16 protein-coding genes are annotated in these 17,354 nt (G+C 65.7%); 8 read left to right on the top strand and 8 right to left on the bottom strand.

Annotated features, from left to right (window positions below; translation table 11 throughout):
• Positions 1 to 85 precede the first annotated feature (85 nt).
• The 3 genes from tatC to lnt are packed head-to-tail and all read left to right on the top strand — an operon-like array spanning position 86 to position 4,844.
• Positions 86 to 847: a twin-arginine translocase subunit TatC gene (gene tatC / locus ACQ3HE_RS00895; RefSeq protein ID WP_071260381.1), complete on the top strand. Its 762-nt coding sequence runs from the start codon at positions 86 to 88 to the stop codon at positions 845 to 847.
• Positions 844 to 3,264 carry a DEAD/DEAH box helicase gene (locus ACQ3HE_RS00890; RefSeq protein ID WP_430890919.1) on the top strand — a complete coding sequence of 807 codons (2,421 nt, stop codon included), beginning with the start codon at positions 844 to 846 and terminating at the stop codon, positions 3,262 to 3,264. Before tatC ends, ACQ3HE_RS00890 begins: the two co-directional genes overlap by 4 nt.
• Entirely contained in the window at positions 3,261 to 4,844 is a 1,584-nt protein-coding gene (lnt, locus tag ACQ3HE_RS00885) for an apolipoprotein N-acyltransferase (protein WP_430890918.1), read from the top strand. The genes ACQ3HE_RS00890 and lnt overlap by 4 nt, the downstream gene beginning before the upstream one ends.
• 60 nt (positions 4,845 to 4,904) lie before the next feature.
• Here the strand turns inward: lnt and ACQ3HE_RS00880 are convergent, their stop codons facing one another.
• The 4 genes from ACQ3HE_RS00880 to ACQ3HE_RS00865 all read right to left on the bottom strand — a co-directional run bounded on the left by ACQ3HE_RS00880 (position 4,905) and on the right by ACQ3HE_RS00865 (position 7,695).
• Positions 4,905 to 5,267, bottom strand: a complete 363-nt coding sequence (locus ACQ3HE_RS00880; protein ID WP_064296965.1) for an RNA polymerase-binding protein RbpA — start codon at positions 5,265 to 5,267, stop codon at positions 4,905 to 4,907.
• Positions 5,268 to 5,394: 127 nt separating this feature from the next.
• Positions 5,395 to 6,174 (bottom strand): glycerophosphodiester phosphodiesterase family protein, encoded by a 780-nt coding sequence (locus tag ACQ3HE_RS00875; protein WP_430890917.1) that lies wholly within the window; start codon positions 6,172 to 6,174, stop codon positions 5,395 to 5,397.
• 7 nt (positions 6,175 to 6,181) lie between these two features.
• Complete coding sequence (locus ACQ3HE_RS00870) at positions 6,182 to 7,201, bottom strand: SPFH domain-containing protein (protein ID WP_430890916.1); 1,020 nt, start codon at positions 7,199 to 7,201, stop codon at positions 6,182 to 6,184.
• 2 nt (positions 7,202 to 7,203) lie between these two features.
• Positions 7,204 to 7,695, bottom strand: a complete 492-nt coding sequence (locus tag ACQ3HE_RS00865; protein ID WP_064296968.1) for an NfeD family protein — start codon at positions 7,693 to 7,695, stop codon at positions 7,204 to 7,206.
• 194 nt (positions 7,696 to 7,889) lie between these two features.
• On the opposite strand from ACQ3HE_RS00865, the gene ACQ3HE_RS00860 reads away from it, so the two are divergent.
• Positions 7,890 to 8,654 (top strand): SDR family oxidoreductase, encoded by a 765-nt coding sequence (locus tag ACQ3HE_RS00860; protein WP_079705991.1) that lies wholly within the window; start codon positions 7,890 to 7,892, stop codon positions 8,652 to 8,654.
• A gap of 73 nt (positions 8,655 to 8,727) precedes the next feature.
• On the opposite strand, the gene ACQ3HE_RS00855 is transcribed toward ACQ3HE_RS00860, so the two are convergent.
• A complete protein-coding gene (locus tag ACQ3HE_RS00855; RefSeq protein ID WP_159878856.1) occupies positions 8,728 to 9,321 on the bottom strand; it encodes an HdeD family acid-resistance protein in 594 nt (197 codons plus the stop codon).
• 166 nt (positions 9,322 to 9,487) lie between these two features.
• Here ACQ3HE_RS00855 and ACQ3HE_RS00850 point away from each other — a divergent pair, with 166 nt between their 5' ends.
• A complete protein-coding gene (locus ACQ3HE_RS00850; protein ID WP_430890915.1) occupies positions 9,488 to 11,860 on the top strand; it encodes an ATP-binding cassette domain-containing protein in 2,373 nt (790 codons plus the stop codon).
• 207 nt (positions 11,861 to 12,067) lie between these two features.
• Here ACQ3HE_RS00850 and ACQ3HE_RS00845 read toward each other — a convergent pair whose 3' ends face one another.
• The 3 genes from ACQ3HE_RS00845 to ACQ3HE_RS00835 all read right to left on the bottom strand — a co-directional run bounded on the left by ACQ3HE_RS00845 (position 12,068) and on the right by ACQ3HE_RS00835 (position 14,885).
• A complete protein-coding gene (locus ACQ3HE_RS00845) occupies positions 12,068 to 13,072 on the bottom strand; it encodes an FtsX-like permease family protein (protein WP_430890913.1) in 1,005 nt (334 codons plus the stop codon).
• Between the two features lie 89 nt (positions 13,073 to 13,161).
• Positions 13,162 to 13,806, bottom strand: coding sequence for an ABC transporter ATP-binding protein (locus ACQ3HE_RS00840; protein WP_430890911.1), 645 nt, complete (start codon positions 13,804 to 13,806; stop codon positions 13,162 to 13,164).
• Positions 13,803 to 14,885 (bottom strand): peptidoglycan-binding protein, encoded by a 1,083-nt coding sequence (locus ACQ3HE_RS00835; RefSeq protein ID WP_430890909.1) that lies wholly within the window; start codon positions 14,883 to 14,885, stop codon positions 13,803 to 13,805. The genes ACQ3HE_RS00840 and ACQ3HE_RS00835 overlap by 4 nt, the downstream gene beginning before the upstream one ends.
• A gap of 116 nt (positions 14,886 to 15,001) precedes the next feature.
• Here ACQ3HE_RS00835 and ACQ3HE_RS00830 point away from each other — a divergent pair, with 116 nt between their 5' ends.
• From ACQ3HE_RS00830 to ACQ3HE_RS00820, 3 genes are all read left to right on the top strand, one after another.
• Positions 15,002 to 15,370: a hypothetical protein gene (locus ACQ3HE_RS00830; RefSeq protein WP_430890908.1), complete on the top strand. Its 369-nt coding sequence runs from the start codon at positions 15,002 to 15,004 to the stop codon at positions 15,368 to 15,370.
• A gap of 35 nt (positions 15,371 to 15,405) precedes the next feature.
• Positions 15,406 to 15,888 (top strand): hypothetical protein, encoded by a 483-nt coding sequence (locus tag ACQ3HE_RS00825; protein WP_430890906.1) that lies wholly within the window; start codon positions 15,406 to 15,408, stop codon positions 15,886 to 15,888.
• Between the two features lie 399 nt (positions 15,889 to 16,287).
• A complete protein-coding gene (locus ACQ3HE_RS00820) occupies positions 16,288 to 17,343 on the top strand; it encodes a hypothetical protein (protein ID WP_430890904.1) in 1,056 nt (351 codons plus the stop codon).
• Positions 17,344 to 17,354: the final 11 nt, after the last annotated feature.

Here is a 17,354-nt window from a genome sequence, read left to right as displayed (position 1 = left end):
GCCTCGAACACGCTGCTCAGGAACGGACGATGTCGCCGTGGCCCTGACCGACAAGCGTCCCAAGAAACAGAACCGCGAAGGGCGGATGTCGCTCGGCGAGCACCTCGTCGAGTTGCGGAAGCGGCTGTTCTACTCCGCCATCGGCATCATCGTCGGCATGGTCGCGGGTTTCATCGCCTCCGAGTGGATCATCGAGGCGATGAGTGCCCCCATCCTCGTCATCGCCGACGATCGCGGGCAGGCGTTCCTGAACTTCACCAACGTCACGAGCGCGTTCGACCTGCGGATGAAGATCGCCCTCACCGCCGGCGTCGTCCTGTCCAGCCCGGTGTGGCTCTACCAGATCTGGGCGTTCCTCGTGCCCGGCCTGACGCGCAAGGAGCTGAAGTACGCGATCGGGTTCTTCGCGACCGCCGTGCCGTTGTTCCTGGCGGGCTGCTACGCGGGCTGGTTCGTGTTGCCGCACATCGTCGAGCTCATGCTCGGCTTCACCCCGACGGCGGCGGCCAACTTCCTCGACGCCACCACCTATTACGACTTCGTCCTGAAGCTGGTGCTCGCGGTCGGTGTCGCCTTCGTCCTGCCCGTGTTCCTCGTCCTGTTGAACTTCGTCGGCGTGCTCTCCGCAGCGGCGATCATCAAGGCGTGGCGGGTCGCGATCCTCGTCATCGTGCTCTTCACGGCCATCGCCACGCCCGCCGCCGACATCGTGTCGATGTTCGTCCTGGCGATCCCGATGGTCCTGTTGTACTTCGCGGCCTACGGCGTCGCCGTCCTCCACGACCGCAGTGCGGCCAAGCGGCAGCGACGCATCGACGCCGAACTCGGTAGCGCGGGGCTCGCATGAGCGACACCGCTTCCCCTGCCGAGCGGTATCGGGCAGCAGCGGTCCGGAACGCGACTCCGAGGCTCCAGGAGTTCCGTGCGAGGCAGCGTTTCGACCTCGACGCGTTCCAACTCGAGGCGTGCGAGCGGATCGAGAACGGCAGCAGTGTCCTCGTCGCCGCACCGACGGGGGCCGGCAAGACCATCGTCGCCGAGTTCGCGATCGCCCTCGCCATGCACGGCGACCGCGGCAAGGTCTTCTACACCACACCGATGAAGGCGCTCAGCAACCAGAAGTTCCAGGAGCTCACCGCCGAGTACGGGTCCGAGCACGTCGGCCTGCTCACGGGCGACACGAATGTGAACGGCAACGCCCGCATCGTCGTCATGACGACCGAGGTCCTCCGCAACATGCTGTACGCGGACTCCGACGCGCTGACCGATCTCGCCTTCGTCATCATGGACGAGGTCCACTACCTGGCGGACCGGTTCCGCGGAGCCGTGTGGGAGGAGGTCATCATCCACCTCCCGCAGGCCGTCCGGATGGTGTCGCTGAGCGCGACCGTGTCGAACGCCGAGGAGTTCGGTGACTGGCTGCAGGCCGTCCGCGGCGACACAGCCGTGATCGTGTCCGAGGAGCGACCGGTGCCCCTCACCCAGCACGTGCTGATGCGCAACAAACTCATCGACCTGTTCGCCGCGCCGAGCCTCGCCGACACCCATCAGGTCAACCCGGAGCTCGTCCGCATGGCGCAGTTCGGTGGCCGTGCGCCGAACAGCCGTCAATACAAGGACGTCAGCCGCTACAACCAGCGCCGAGCCCCGCATCGGGCCGAGAAGCTCGACCGTGGGCATTTCGTCCAGATGCTCGACGACCACCACCTGCTCCCTGCGATCTTCTTCGTCTTCAGCCGTGTCGGGTGCGACCAGGCCGTCAAGCAGGTCCTCCGTTCCGGCATCAGGCTGACCGAGGCGCACGAACGCGACGAGATCCGCCAGATCGTCGACGAGCACTGCCGGACCCTGCTCGACGAGGACCTCGCCGTCCTCGGCTACTGGGAGTGGCTCGACGGTCTGGAGCGGGGCGTCGCCGCCCACCACGCCGGTCTCCTGCCGGCGTTCAAGGAGGTCGTCGAGGAGCTCTTCCGGCGGAAGCTCGTGAAGGTCGTCTTCGCGACCGAGACCCTCGCGCTCGGCATCAACATGCCGGCCAGGACGGTCGTCCTCGAGAAGCTCGAGAAGTTCAACGGTGAGGCACGCGTCCCGATCACCCCGGGGGAGTACACCCAGATCACCGGGCGTGCCGGACGCCGCGGCATCGACGTCGAGGGCCACGCCGTGATCCAGTGGACCGAGGGGCTGCACCCGCAATCCGTCGCCTCGCTGGCCTCCCGACGCACCTACCCGCTCAACTCCAGCTTCCGCCCGACCTACAACATGGCGGTCAACCTGATCGACCAGTTCGGCCGTCAACGCACCCGTCAGATCCTCGAGTCGTCCTTCGCACAGTTCCAGGCGGACCGAGCCGTCGTCGGGATCGCCCGGAAGGTGCGCGAGCAGGAGTCGTCGCTCGCCGGCTACGAGAAGTCCATGACCTGCCACCTCGGGAACTTCGTCGAGTACGCGGGCATTCGCCGTGAGCTCACGGACCTCGAACGCAAGGGCGAACCGAACGGCTCGCGCGCGTCGAAGGACCGTCGCCAACGCAAGCTCGCCGAACTCCGCAAGCGGATGCGGGCTCATGCCTGCCACGTCTGCCCGCACCGCGAGGACCACGCTCGCTGGGCGGAACGATGGTTCAAGCTCAAGAAGCAGACCGACCAGCTGCGGCAGCAGATCCAGACGCGGACGGGCGCGGTCGCGCGCGTGTTCGACCGGGTCGTCGACGTCCTGCTCGAGTACGAGTACCTGGCACGCGACGAGCACGGCGCGGTCGTCGTCGCGGCTCCCGGACGCACCTTGAAGCGCATCTACGGAGAACGGGACCTCCTCGTGGCGGAATGCCTGCGAACCGGTGCCTGGAACGACCTCGATGCCGCATCCCTCGCGGCGATGGCCGCCGCGATCGTGTACGAACCACGGCGTGAGGAGCAGAACACCCCGGAGCGTTTCCTGCCCCGCGGCCCGTTCCGCTCCGCGCTCGAACGGACGCAGGACCTCTGGAGCCGGCTCGACGACAGCGAACGGGAGCACCGCCTCCCGGGGAGCAACCCGATCTCGACCGGCCTCTCCCTCGCGATGCATCAGTGGGCCAAGGGTGCGAACCTCGACACCGTGCTCATCGAGGCGGAACTCGCCGCCGGCGACTTCGTACGGTGGTGCAAGCAGACCATCGACCTGCTCGATCAGCTCCGCGTCGTCGACGGACCGGTGGGTCGTCATTCGCGTGAGGCGCTGGACTCGATCCGACGCGGCATCGTCGCGTACAGCTCGCTGTGAGGTCCCTGCATCGTCGGAGCGACCGGCTCCGACCGATCGACGCGCTGGTCGACCGTCGTCCGCCGCTCCCGCTCTGGCTCGCGGCCGTCGTGGCCATCGCCGCCGGCCCGGTCCTCGACGCCGGCTTCCCGGACCGCGGGGTCTGGCCCCTGACGTTCGTCGGCATCGCCCTCGTCCTTCTCACCCTCATGGGGCGCAGCATCGGCGGTGCGCTCCTCGTCGGCTTCCTGGCGGGGGAGTCGTTCTACCTGATCCACATCGAGTGGGCGACCGCCTACCTGGGTCCCGTCCCGTGGGCGGCACTGTCGACGCTCGAGGCCATCTTCTTCGCGCTCGGAGCCGTGCTCATCACCCTGTCGTACCGCTGGGTGCCGCGCGCCTTCCCCGGAATCGGGGGACGCGTCTGGTTGACCGCCGCGGTCGTCGCCGCCCTGTGGACCGCCCGCGAGACGCTCGTGAGCACCTGGCCCTACGGCGGATTCCCGTGGGCGAGGATGGCGCTCAGCCAGTCCGAGAGCCCGTTCGCACCGCTCGTCGCCTGGGTCGGGTTCTCGGGGCTGTCGTTCCTCATGGTGCTGCTCGTGGCACTCGCCCTGCAGCTCGCGGCGACCGCCGAGCTCCCGACTGTCAGCAGGGTCGGGACCGCGGTCCTCGCGGTCATCGCGGTGCTCGTCGTGCCGGCATGGCCGACGGCGACGACCGGGAGCATGCGGGTGGCTGCCATCCAGGGCAACGGCCCCGCCGGCTACTTCGATGCCGCAGCACCCGGCACCGTCATGCAGACGCAGATCGACGAGACGCTGCAGGTGCTCGACGCGGACGTCGACGTCGTGGTCTGGCCCGAGGGCAGCGCAGACCTCGACCCGCAGCGGGTTCCCCAATCGGCGGCAGCCCTCGACGCGTTGAGCCGCCGCATGGACGCACCGTTCGTCGTCGGTGCGATCTCCCAACGCGGCGACCGCTACTACAACTCGTCACTCCTCTGGGACGCCTCGGACGGCGTCCGCGACGTCTACGACAAGAAGCACCCGGTCCCGTTCGGTGAATACGTCCCGGACCGGAAGTTCTGGGAGCCGTTCGCACCCGACCTCATCGGCCTCATCCAGCGCGAGTACACCCCGGGTACGAAGGACAACGTCTTCGACATCGACGGCGTGCTCGCAGGGATCAGCATCTGCTTCGACATCGCAGACGACCAGCTCACCCGCGACGCTGTGTCGGGCGGCGCGCGGATCGTGTTCGCCCAGACCAACAACGCGGACTTCGGGCAGACGGACGAGAACCAGCAACAGCTGGCGATCGCACGGCTCCGGGCGATCGAATCGGCTCGGTCCGTGGTGAACATCTCCACGGTGGGGACCAGCCAGATCATCGGCCCAGACGGCTCGACGATCGACAGCATCCCGGCCTTCCGCCCCGGATCGATGGTCTCCAAGGTGCCGCTCGCGGACACGGTCACGCCATCGATGGCCTTCGGTCACCAGCTCGAGATGTTCATCGGTGGCATGGGACTCGCCTCGCTGATCCTCGCCGGGTTCGCCGCCAGGCCTCGGCGCATCTCGAACCGTCCCCGGACATGACGATCGGCTGATCCGATACCGGATCAGCCGATCGAGGGGAGGCCTGTCTGGGGCTCGGTGTCACGCGCTCTTCTGCTGGCCGCGACGGGCCCGGAGATACGAGAGGCGCTCTTCGAGCAGCTCCTCGAGCTCGTCACGCGAGCGACGCTCGAGCAGCATGTCCCAGTGGCTGCGGGGCGTCTTCACGTCACCGCGGTCGACGACGACGGGCTTCGAGTCGACGAGGAGGACGGCCTCCGCACCGCAATGGCGGCACTCCCACAGTTCGGGGACTTCCGCATCGGCGGCGAAGGTCATGGTGGTCTCGCGCTCGCAACTCTGACACCGGTAGATGTGGTTGCTCCGCGCCGAGAATATGACGCCCTCTTCCGTTTGTAGACTCTGGGCGCCCAGGCGCATTCCGCGCAAACTGCGATCTGCCATTGTGTGGTCTCCTCTCGCTCGGCATCCACAGTTATAAACCCACAAGCTGGGTAAACTGTTCCGTTCACCCATCCGGCTCTCAGCTCCTGCCCAGCTGCGGAGATGCCAGGTGTGGCGAGCCGACCCGTCAGCGCGAGCGGACCAGCTCGAGCGCGAGATCGCAACGGTCGGTGACGAGGCCGTCGACGCCGAGATCCAGCAGGCGTCGCATGTCTGCGGGGTCGTTGACCGTCCACACGTGCACCTCGACGCCGAGGGCGTGCATCTGTGCGAGGAGACGCTTCGTCACGACGGGCACGCCGCGGAACCGCTCGGGCACTTGGAGCGCCTGGACACCCGCGAGCGACCGGCGGAGTGCTCCGGGGAGACCGAGGGCGGCTGCGGGGAGGACGCGGAGCAGGATCCGGGCCGACGCGGATGAGGCTACGGAGTCGGCACCGGCCTCCAGCCCCACGGCCCGCACGATCGAGGAACGTCTGCCCTCGTCGAAGGAGGTGACGAGCACCCGATCGGCGGCACCGGCGCCGACGATCGCCGCAGCCGCCGGCGCAGCCGCGGCCGCCGCCTTGATGTCGAGGTTGAAGCGTGCCCCGGGGAACTCGGCCAGCGCCTCCGACAACGTCGGGATGCGATCGCCGCCGAGGTCGATCCGCTGGAGTTCCGCGAGTTCGAGGTCGGCGATCGGTCTCGGATCGCCGGTGATGCGGCGCAGGGACGGGTCATGGAAGAGGACGGCATGTCCGTCGCGCGTGCAGTGCGCGTCGGTCTCGACGTACTCGGCGCCGGCCGCCAGTGCATGGCGGAAGGACGACAGCGTGTTCTCGGGGACTCCCGGCCCGGCCAGCCCTCGATGGGCGAGGACCCGAGGGCGGGCGGGACGGAAGTAGGGGAGGACCGCTGTCGTCACCGCGTACTCAGCCCTCGGGCTGGACGGGGGTCGTCGGCGCCGGCGGCGTCTGGGGTGGCGCGGCCGGCGCTGTGGTGAAGGAGGGCGTCTGCGCAGCTGCGGCCGCCGCCCGTGCCGTGGCCGCAGGGTCGCGGGTGTTGCCCGGCCCGAAGGCGGAGCCGATGCCCTTGAGCGCCTCGGTCAGTTCGCTCGGGATGACCCAGAGCTTGTTCGCCTGGCCTTCCGCGAGCTTCGGGAGCATCTGCAGGTACTGGTAGCCCAGGAGCTTCTCGTCGGGGTCGCCGTCGTGGATGGCCTTGAACACCGTCTGGATGGCGGACGCCTCACCCTGAGCGCGGAGCACGGCTGCCTGGGCATCACCCTCGGCGCGGAGGATCTCGGCCTGCCGCGCACCCTCGGCCGTCAGGATCGCCGACTGCTTGGTTCCCTCAGCGGTGAGGATGAGGGCACGACGGTCGCGCTCGGCCCGCATCTGCTTCTCCATGGAGTCCTGGATGGAGAGCGGCGGGTCGATCGCCTTGAGCTCGACGCGTCCGACGCGGATGCCCCATTTACCGGTCGCCTCGTCGAGCACGATGCGGAGCTTGCTGTTGATCTCGTCGCGGCTCGTCAGCGCCTCCTCGAGGTTCAGCCCACCGACGACGTTTCGGAGCGTCGTCGTGGTCAGCTGCTCGACGGCTCCCAGGTAGTTCGCGATCTCGTACGTCGCGGCTCGCGCGTCGGTCACCTGGAAGTAGACGACCGTGTCGATCGAGACGACCAGGTTGTCCTCGGTGATCACCGGCTGCGGCGGGAAGGAGACGACGGTCTCGCGCAGATCGATGAGCGGCCGCAACCGGTCGATGAACGGGATGAGCAGGTTCAGACCCGGCAAGAGGGTCTTGTGGTACTTGCCGAGCCGCTCGACCACACCGGCGCTCGCCTGCGGGATGATGCGGATGGATCGGAACAGCACCACCAGCACGAAGATGACGACGATGGCCGCGATCACCCAGCCGATGATCGCTCCTGATGAGATGTCGTTCACGACTACTCCTTCTGCTCGCCCAGCGGTGCCGGGTGGGTTGGGACGGGGACGACGACGGCGGTGGCACCGTCGACGACGGACAGGACGATGCGCGTGCCGGGCTCGAGGGACGACGCGGGGGAGTCGTGCGGGGTCCTGGCGGTCCAGACCTCGCCGTTGCCGAGCTTCACCTGGCCACCGTGCGGGGTCACCGTCGAGAGCACGAGCCCCGGCATGCCGAGGAGCGCGTCGACGTTGCTCTTCGCCGGGTCCGCGCCGCGTTGCAGCGCTCGGAGCAGCGGCGGCCTGACGGCCAACAGGAGCAGGAGGGCGGCAGCGGCTGCGATGAGCAGCTGGAGCCACCACGGAGCGCCGAGGAGGCCGGAGAGCAGCCCGACGGTGCCGCCGAGCGCGAGCATGAGGAAGGTGAACTCGAGCGACAGGATCTCGATGATGACGAACACGAGGATCAGGACCAACCAGGCGATCCAGGCGTACTCGGTGATGACGTCCATGGTGCGGATTCCTCCCGGATCGGCTCTCGCGTCTGCCGCCTCGCGGTCCGGGGGAGCGCGAGACGGTGCGCCGGTCGGGTTCAACGCTATCAGCTGGGTGGACCGCCGAACCGGATCCGTCTGCCGGTTGTTGGTAAGGTCGTTGGCTGGAACCAGCCGCCGATGAGCGGCCCCAGATCTGAAGGAGCCCTCACGTGACGAACCCCCTGGCCGCCGGATCACTCTCCGGGAAGAACGTCCTCGTGACGGGCTCGTCCCGCGGCATCGGTGCCGACACCATCCGGTACTTCGCCGGTGCCGGCGCCAACGTCGTGATCAACTACCGGAACAAGGAGGCTCGCGCCGTCAAGCTCGCCGACGAAGTGCGAGCCCTCGGTGTGCAGGCCCTGGTGGTCGGAGCCGACCTCACCGACCCCACCTCGGTCGCCGCCATGTTCGCGACGACGAAGGCCGAACTCGGCGACCTCGACGTCCTGGTGCTGAACGCCTCCGGAGGGATGGAGAGCGGCATGGCCGAGGACTACGCCATGCAGCTCAACCGGGACGCACAGGTGAGCGTCGTCGAACACGCCCTCCCGCTGCTCCGCCCCGGCTCGCGGATCGTGTTCGTCACGAGCCACCAGGCGCACTTCATCCGGACCACGCCGACGATGCCCGAGTACGTCCCGGTCGCGACGTCCAAGCGTGCGGGCGAGGACGCGCTCCGCGCCAAGCAGGACCAGTTCGACGCGGCCGGTGTCGAGTTCGTGGTCGTCTCAGGCGACATGATCGAGGGGACCATCACCGCGACCCTCCTCGAACGCGCCAACCCCGGTGCGATCAGCTCGCGCAAGGAGTCGGCCGGTCGTCTCTACAACGTGGGTGAGTTCGCGGCCGAGGTCGCCTCGGCCGCCGTGGACCCGATCCCCGAGGACCACACCCGCTACGTGGGGGACACGAGCGACTTCATCGCCGAGTAATCGACGATCCTGACACGACGACGAACGCCCGGTCCTTCGAGGGACCGGGCGTTCGTCGTCCTGCCACCAGATGTCAGCCGGCGAGACCGGCCCGCTTCACCTGCTTGCCGAAGGTGATCGCCTGGATGATCTCGACGACGCCGGCCGCGATGAGGAAGAACGCGGTGACGAGCAGGAGGGTCACGGCGGCGAGCAGCGGGTTCGCGAGGACGAACACGCCGGCGACGACGCTGATGACGCCGTAGAGGATCGTGATCCACCGCGACACGTCGGGTGCCGAGTCGAACAGCGAGGCCACGCCCTCGACGATCCAGGAGACACCGATCACGAAGACGAGTGCGCCGATGCCCAGCAGCGGATCGATGAAGATGTAGAAGCCGGCGGCCAGCAGCAGCACACCGAACACGATCGTGAGGACCCGCCAGAGTCCGCCGTGCTCCCGAGCGACGACGCCACGCGTGATGCGGGCGATCCCGGCGACCAGGAAGTAGACGGCGAAGATCCACGCGACGGCGACCAGCGAGGCCTTCGGCGCGACCAGCAGGAAGACACCCAAGAGGATCGTGAGGATCCCACCGACGGCGAAGGCCCATCGGACACCGGAGATCTGGCTCGCGGTCAGCTTGGCGGAGTTCAGCGTGTAGGTAGTGGTGGATGATTCGGACATGGTCGGCTCCTGACGGTGGACAGTGCGGCGCTCCCGAGCAGACCGGGTGCGTTCCACCAGTGTGACGCATTCACACAGGTGTTTCACAGCATGACCTTTCATGTCGCGCGGGTCCAGTGCCGATCGAGGCGAGACGCCGACGATGACGACGGATACGCTGATCGCCATGAGCGAGACGCCGATGCACACCAGGGCCGCCGACAGCCACGACGTCATCCGGGTCAGGGGTGCCCGCGAGCACAATCTGCGCGACGTCGACGTCGACCTCCCGAAGCGCCGCCTCACCGTGTTCACCGGTGTGTCCGGCTCGGGGAAGAGCTCACTCGTCTTCGGGACGATCGCCGCCGAGTCGCAGCGGATGATCAACGAGACCTACAGCGCGTTCGTCCAGGGCTTCATGCCGTCGCAGGCGCGGCCCGACGTCGACGTGCTCGAGGGACTCACCACGGCGATCATCGTCGACCAGGAGCGGATGGGCGCGAACTCACGTTCGACGGTGGGCACGGCGACGGACGCGAACACCATGCTGCGCATCCTCTTCAGTCGGATCGGAGACCCGTCCATCGGGTCTCCGCAGGCCTTCTCCTTCAACGTCGCCTCGATCAGCGGCGCCGGAGCGGTGACCATCGAGCGCGGGGGACAGAGTACGAAGGAACGGCGGAGCTTCTCGATCACCGGCGGCATGTGCCCTCGGTGCGAGGGGATGGGGACCGTGAACGACATCGACCGTTCCCAGCTCTACGACGCCACGAAGTCGCTCAACCAGGGTGCACTCACGATCCCCGGCTACACACCCGACGGCTGGGGCGTGCGGATCTTCACCGGATCCGGATTCCTCGACGCGGACAAGCCCATCCAGGACTACACGGAGCGGGAGCTCCACGACTTCCTCCACAAGGAGCCGGTGAAGGTCAAGGTCGGCGACATCAACATGACCTACGAGGGCCTGATCCCGAAGGTGCAGAAGTCGTTTCTCTCGAAGGACCGTGAGGCGATGCAGCCGCACATCCGCGCATTCGTCGACCGCGCCGTCACCTTCACCACGTGTCCGGCGTGCGACGGGACCCGGCTGAGCGAGGGCGCACGGAGTTCGCGCATCGCCGGTCGGAACATCGCCGAACTGTGCGCGATGCAGATCAGCGACCTCGCGGCGTGGACCCGGGCGCTCGACGAGCCGTCGGTGCGCCCGCTCCTGACGGTCCTCCAGGAGACGCTGGACTCCTTCGTCGCCATCGGGCTGGGATACCTGTCACTCGACCGCACGACGGGCACCCTCTCTGGTGGGGAGGCGCAGCGGACGAAGATGATCCGCCATCTGGGGTCCTCGCTCACCGACGTGACCTACGTGTTCGACGAGCCGACCGTCGGACTGCACCCGCATGACATCCAGCGGATGAACGAACTGCTCCTCCGGCTCCGCGACAAGGGGAACACCGTCCTCGTGGTGGAGCACAAGCCGGAGACGATCACGATCGCCGACCACGTCGTCGACCTCGGCCCCGGAGCCGGGACCGGCGGGGGACAGGTGACGTTCCAGGGGAGTGTGGACGGCCTCCGGGCGAGCGACACCCTCACCGGACGCCACTTCGACGACCGCGCCGCGCTCAAGTCGGCGTTGCGTCGACCGACCGGTGTCATCGAGATCCGCGGCGCCGACCGGCACAACCTGCAGGGCGTCGACGTCGACGTGCCGCTCGGCGTCCTCGTGGTCGTCACGGGTGTCGCCGGCTCGGGCAAGAGCTCCCTCATCCACGGCTCGGTCGCCGGGCGTGCCGGTGTGGTGACGGTCGACCAGAGCCCGATCCGCGGCTCGCGTCGCAGCAACCCGGCGACGTACACGGGTCTGCTCGAGCCCATCCGCAAGGCGTTCGCAAAGGCCAACGGGGTCAAGCCTGCGCTGTTCAGCTCGAACTCGGCGGGAGCCTGCCCGAACTGCAACGGCGCCGGGGTCGTCTTCACCGATCTCGGCGTCATGGCGAGCGTCTCGACCGTCTGCGAGGTGTGCGAGGGTCGCCGGTTCGATGCTTCCGTTCTGGAATATCAGTTGGGGGAGCGGGATATCAGCGAGGTGCTCGCGATGTCGGTGACGGAGGCCGAGGCCTTCTTCGCCGACGGGCCGGCCCGGACGCCCGCCGCGCACCTCATCCTGGCGAGACTCGTCGACGTCGGGCTCGGCTACGTCAGCCTCGGACAGCCGTTGACGACCCTGTCAGGAGGCGAACGACAACGACTCAAACTGGCGACGCAGATGGCCGATTCGGGCGAGGTCTACATCCTGGACGAGCCGACGACGGGCCTGCACCTCGCCGACGTGGAGAACCTGCTCGGGCTCCTGGACCGGTTGGTGGACTCCGGCAAGTCGGTCATCGTCATCGAGCATCATCAGGCGGTCATGGCGCATGCGGACTGGATCGTCGACCTCGGACCCGGCGCAGGTCACGACGGCGGACGTCTGGTCTTCACCGGGACGCCCGCAGCGCTCGTCGCCGATCGCTCGACGCTGACCGGAGAACATCTCGCTCGGTACATCGGCTCCTGACGCGCCCCGGTCGTCGCCGCGATCCTCAGGTCGGTGATGCAGGCGGACGTGACCCGATCGGACCCCGCTCGCGGCGGGCTGGAAAGAGCTGATAATGCACATTATGTCAACTCGCTTCAGGTATGCTCGCTGAGCGTAGCCCCCGGCACGGTCAGTAGTGATGGATAGGGCAATGTCCTCCGCACAGTGCAAGCGTTCAATCAGCAACTAGGGGATTCTGAGTTCAAGGAGTGGATCCCGCCGACTTGCGAGCCATGCAGGCAGAAGAGCTGCCGTGACCGCGATTCCTACAGAAGTGATCGCAACGGCGCCCGTATAGAGCGGTGGCGCAGTGGGAAGGCTGACCAGAACGAGAAACAAGGTCGTTCCCCCCGAGCCAAGCAACACTCCGATCAAACTTGGCCACGCAGTCTGCAAGAGAACCAGCGCGACGATCAAGCCTTGCGAAGCTCCGAGCGCGCGTCGACGGCCGAAGTCCTTCCGCCGCAGCATCACCACGCCCGAAAGCACTGCGCAAACCAACATTGCAGTTAGGAAGTAGATACCAAGCACGAGCTCGCGGTTGGATGTACCAAGCCGCCCTTCGATCTCTGACCTGAGTTCAGCAACGCGCGCATTCGTCGACACGCGAACCTTCGAGGGATCTTCGACAACCAGGACAGACTGCACCGCCTCTGCCACCGCCGCAACGTCGGAGGGCGCCTCCGCAACGACGACCATAAGCCCCAGGGGCGCGGTCGTAGCACTTTCGGGGTCGACCGCAACGACGAGCGGTTCATATTGCTGCATGTACGGAGGCAGCTGGATCTGTCCCGCCACCGAAAAGCTCTCTCCGGAATCAGGACGGATGAGGCCGCCTGCCACTCCTAAGAGGCCCAGTCGATGACGCGCCGCATGAGTGATGTAGGAGTGGGCCCCATCCGCTGCAGCGTCTGATGCACCGAGAACCGCCAACGCTCCCCCATAGGCGAAGCGCATTGGGACCCGCTGCCCGGGAAACGATGCATTCTCCACATCATGTGCGGGACCGAAACCCGCGACCACTTCGACGCCAGAGATGTGGGCGACAACATCGAGGACTGAGGATTCCAGCCCAGCCGAGGAATCTGCCTGGACGGTAATGGACCTTGAACCCACTGAATCAATCGAGGAAAGAACTTCGAGCTGGGCGCCGGCGGTGCGCCCGGCGGTCGCCAATACTGCAGTAGTCATCCCCGCGACAAGGACAATGGTCGCGATTGACGTGACCCGGTGCGCCACGGCAACGCGCCACGACTCCCGGACGATGGACCGAACTCTCCTCATAATGCGATCCGTCGCGATGCGGTCCGAACAACCGCCTCATCGTGGGTGACCACAATCACTGTGGCACCGGATGCGGCATGCTCGCGGAATGCGTCTAATACCGTTCTCGCAGACTGATGGTCGAGGTTTCCAGTCGGCTCGTCGGCAAGCAAGATGGGCGGATCTCCGAGCAGCGCACGACAGAGCGCAATGCGTTGCGCTTGACCGCCAGAGACCTGACCTGGCCGATACTCAGCGGGTACATTCACCCCGAACCGTTCCAGAAGCACGCGGGATCTGACCAGATCCGCTGCGTGATCTCCATTTCGATACAAGCTGGATTCGAGGACATTTTCCATGATCGTTCGGGACGCGTCCAGGACGGCGTCCTGAAATACGAAACCGTACCGGTGAGCTCGGAGAGAGGCACGCGCCCCCTCCCCCAACGGCGATGTGTCGAGACCCTCGACCTTTACAGAGCCGGAGCGCATTCTCAGCATGAGTCCCAGCACGTAGAGCAACGTCGACTTGCCTCGTCCGCTGGGGCCGGTAATGGCGACAACCTCGCCGGGCCAAAACTGAGCGCTCCAGTCGGTCAGTAATGCTTGCTTTCCCGCATAGCCGACCGTCACATCAATGACTTCAAGGGTAGGCCTTGTCATTTTTCCAGGGCCGGCAATCGAACGGAGGTACCCTCTTGGATCCCCGTGATGACACTGAGCCCGCGAGCTGTAGCGACGACCTCGACAGGGTGCTCTTCTCCCGCTTTGTCGATGACGACAGTAGTCGCTCCATCAGAACGGGTGCGAAGAGCTGCGAGTGGCACTATCAATCCTTCGATTGGGGCGAGAATGACCACCTTCGCCGAGAGTAGCGATGTGACCTCGGCGTCGAGCAGTCCACAAGCAGCGGAGCAGATCGAACTTCCAGCTGAGGCTCGAAGCCGAACGCTCGCGCCGTGCTCTCCGGGCGTCACTTCGTCGGCGACCGCTGCCCACACTGAACCGTCCGGCGCAGATATTTCCACCGCCGTTCCTTCGACAATCAGGTCCGCTTGAGCAAGCGACACGGACAACGTAAATACCGGTTCGTCGCCGAACGCGAGTAGAGCCGCTTCACCACCCGAGAGCTCCGCGCCGCGCAGGATCAGTTCCTGGTCGAGTGCCAACCGCGCCGGCAGCTTCGGCACAAAGACGATATCCCCGCTACTGAGGACGCCGGTCGGCTCGAGGTCGTTTGAGCTCTGCCAGCTGGCGATGGCCCGCGCAGTCGCAGTTCCCGCGGCTCCATCGACATCGCCATGGTAAAACCCCAGATCCTGCAGTAATTGCTGCACCTGTTGGACGTCAGTACCCTTGATGCCATTCTGGATGGCGCGAAACGACGGCACATCACCCTGTGCGACGAAAACCGGTTGGAGATCGACCGTGTAGATCTTCGAACCCTGCGTCACCACATCACCTGACGCGAAGTCAACAGACGTCACGATCCCCGAACGACGGTTGACTCCAACCTTCGTGGAGGCCCATTGAGACTCCACATTCAGTTCGATCGCCGAGGTCACGACTCCGACTCGAACGTCCACCGTCGAGAACGGGGCTGCCGATGGAACCGGGCTGGTCGGACTCAGGATCGTCGCTCCGCCCCAACCGAGACCAGCGGCCAGGCTCAGCGCCACCACTGCCGTCGCTCCGACCCGCCGGCGGGCTCGCCGGGGCAACGCTGGTTCTTCACCGATCATGTCCCCGATGATATACGACAACGAGAAATTTTAGGCAAAACGTTGCTTAACATCTGAAAGTGATCATACGCTGACATCAACGTGGCGACCTACGCCAGAACGAACAGGAGATCTCGATGCACCTCAGCTTCGGCCAGAAGGCCAAGAACCGTGTTGCAGCATCCGTCGCAACCGTCGCCATCACAGTCGCCGTTGTCGTAGCGGGGGGCGGCGCCGCCCATGCCGAGAACTACCAGTGGCCCTCGAGCTCGTACGTGGACTGCGGGGGAAGTCTTCGCCCGACCGTTTCGAGTCACGCGACGATGAACGTTCAGCACTTCCAGAGTCAGCGGGGCAGCCAGGGCTGGTGGGATTCGAGCCCCTTGTGGTCCAACGGAACCGCCTCGCCTCTGCGGGACTTTCGCGTTCAGTACACCCAATCTCAGCTAGCGAAGATCCTCTCGACCGGTTACTTCGGCAACAGGAAGACGTGGCTCTGCGAATGATGGTGCCACGCCGAGAACTCGCGCATAGGCCCTTCGTGGGGGTCGCCGTCGGACTCCTTACCGCGCTGTCGTTGTCTGGGTGTGCGTCGTCCGCTCCCGTTGAAGTTCCACCAGCGGATTACGATCGGGCGGCGACGTGGCAGACGCACATGGTGGCCTGTCTGCAGAAGGAAGGATGGGAGGTCGTCGCAATTGATGACGGTTCCCTCAACTTCGCAGAAGGTGGACTCCCATCCAGCCAGTACGAGAAGTACGCAGATTCCGTTCAGACATGCGAACTCTCGTCCGGGCTGCCAACCTGGGATGATCTGAGCGGAGCTCAACGGCGCGGCAATTACCAGTTGGTCGCAGAGAACGCACAATGCCTTCGCGACCAGGGATACGACATCCCCGCGGACCCGTCATTTCAGAAGTATGAGGAAGATCAGGCCGCTTGGACCCCTTTCGCGGATCTCGATGTTTCAGCTGATGAGCTCGACAACCTCGAGAAGGTCTGCCCACAGCCAATCGGCTGGTAGCTGGGTTTCGATGGACGCGGCGAGACCAACTTGGGCGATCCGCACTTAGGGCAGCAGAAAGGGTCATCATTCAGAGCCATCGCTTCGCGCAGCCTCGCTCCCCCGGACTGAAGCTGCTCCTGCCTCACTCTCCGCGATGAGTGAGCGAGACATCTGCCGCTAGTGGCCTCGAGTCACCCTCCGAGCCTCCCTGCACGGTGTCCTCTCCAGACAGGGAGGCGCCGGTGCTGCGCACTGTGACGAACCATCTTCCGGCAAGTTGTACAACGCTTCACCCCTGGTTCGAGGCTGTGCTGGACAACTGGTCCTCCCAGTCCCATTGCCACCATCTACTCCCGTTCCGCACAGTAATCGCCACACCAGGGACTTATGCGTTCCACGCCATGAAGGAGCCAATCTATGGTCACCCGAAGACAGTTCATCGTTGGGGCCGCCCTCACATCTGCACCTTGGGCGAACGCGGTCTCGTCGACGCTGCCAGGGATGCCTTCCGGCCAGGCACGGTCGGGCATGACAATCGCTACGGTTGCCGCGGGTACCAGACTGCTCGAGCTCCCCACCGCCGACTTCTCATCTGTCATGTCGATACCGTATCCATATTTTCAAGGGCTCCAAGTAAGCGATCCGGCGCCATTTCGTGTATCCATCGAGTTCGACAGCAGGCTCTTTAGCGGGTCGGACATGACAGTCGTCTCATGCGACGGGCAGTTCGAGGCAGTACCAGTTGCAGTGGCTCTTGCCGAGGCGCCTTCACCGTCTGTACTTGCGTTTGAGGTTCCTGATGTCTTCGACGGAGCTACCGACGCCGAAGTGCTCATGTCACTTCCGCTGAGCGCGCGCGAGCTGTATCCGAACGACGGCGTCGCGGACCCACTTGCGCTGCGCCTCCTCGCCCTCGACCACCAGGGCGAGGTGCTCACTGAAGTCGTCTGGGCTCCTACCGTGGCGGCCTCCGGCACCGACATCTGGGGAGCATCACTTACGGCCCGCTGGGCATCCGCCAACGTCGTCAATCGAGGTTCAACCAAGGCGAAACGGTACCGCTACCCACAGGCCCTGCTCTGCACCAGTGTCGGACCATCTGATATCCCAGCAGGTTCTCAGCTCGTCATCGATCTCGATCAGGCAGTCATCTCGAATTGCACGGTTTCAGACGTGGCCCCGGGCGACTGGAACGGCAAATACACCGATGACAGCACCACGATCGAGGGCGCCCTCATTACGGTCATCACGCTACTCGAAGGAGTGCCGGCGGGAACCACGCTCGAGATCGGTCTCACGATCACGGAGCAACCCGGATCCTTGGAAGTAACGTCCCTGGTCCAAGCCGCAGCACATTTGACGGGCCCAACGGATGGATCGGGCTGGCAGCGCAAGACAGGCGCCTACGACACCACGGACCTCACTGCCTCTGGTAACGCATTGGTAGCCCGGACTGCTCAGGGAACAAGCTAGGAGCTGCACAA

It is taken from the genome of Plantibacter auratus (genome assembly GCF_050587365.1).
GTDB lineage: Bacteria > Actinomycetota > Actinomycetes > Actinomycetales > Microbacteriaceae > Plantibacter > Plantibacter auratus.
The sequence above is the reverse complement of the archived record's forward strand: the minus strand, read 5'-3'. Positions and strand labels throughout refer to the sequence as shown.

What these genes read in the sequence shown, in the direction of transcription:
- ACQ3HE_RS00890 (WP_430890919.1), top strand. Translation starts at nt 844, where the DNA reads ATGAGCGACACCGCTTCCCCTGCCGAGCGGTATCGGGCAGCAGCGGTC.
- ACQ3HE_RS00840 (WP_430890911.1), bottom strand. Translation starts at nt 13,806, where the DNA reads ATGACAAGGCCTACCCTTGAAGTCATTGATGTGACGGTCGGCTATGCG.
- ACQ3HE_RS00835 (WP_430890909.1), bottom strand. Translation starts at nt 14,885, where the DNA reads ATGATCGGTGAAGAACCAGCGTTGCCCCGGCGAGCCCGCCGGCGGGTC.
- ACQ3HE_RS00865 (WP_064296968.1), bottom strand. Translation starts at nt 7,695, where the DNA reads ATGGACGTCATCACCGAGTACGCCTGGATCGCCTGGTTGGTCCTGATC.
- ACQ3HE_RS00855 (WP_159878856.1), bottom strand. Translation starts at nt 9,321, where the DNA reads ATGTCCGAATCATCCACCACTACCTACACGCTGAACTCCGCCAAGCTG.
- ACQ3HE_RS00845 (WP_430890913.1), bottom strand. Translation starts at nt 13,072, where the DNA reads ATGACTACTGCAGTATTGGCGACCGCCGGGCGCACCGCCGGCGCCCAG.
- tatC (WP_071260381.1), top strand. Translation starts at nt 86, where the DNA reads ATGTCGCTCGGCGAGCACCTCGTCGAGTTGCGGAAGCGGCTGTTCTAC.
- ACQ3HE_RS00850 (WP_430890915.1), top strand. Translation starts at nt 9,488, where the DNA reads ATGAGCGAGACGCCGATGCACACCAGGGCCGCCGACAGCCACGACGTC.
- ACQ3HE_RS00880 (WP_064296965.1), bottom strand. Translation starts at nt 5,267, where the DNA reads ATGGCAGATCGCAGTTTGCGCGGAATGCGCCTGGGCGCCCAGAGTCTA.
- ACQ3HE_RS00820 (WP_430890904.1), top strand. Translation starts at nt 16,288, where the DNA reads ATGGTCACCCGAAGACAGTTCATCGTTGGGGCCGCCCTCACATCTGCA.
- ACQ3HE_RS00830 (WP_430890908.1), top strand. Translation starts at nt 15,002, where the DNA reads ATGCACCTCAGCTTCGGCCAGAAGGCCAAGAACCGTGTTGCAGCATCC.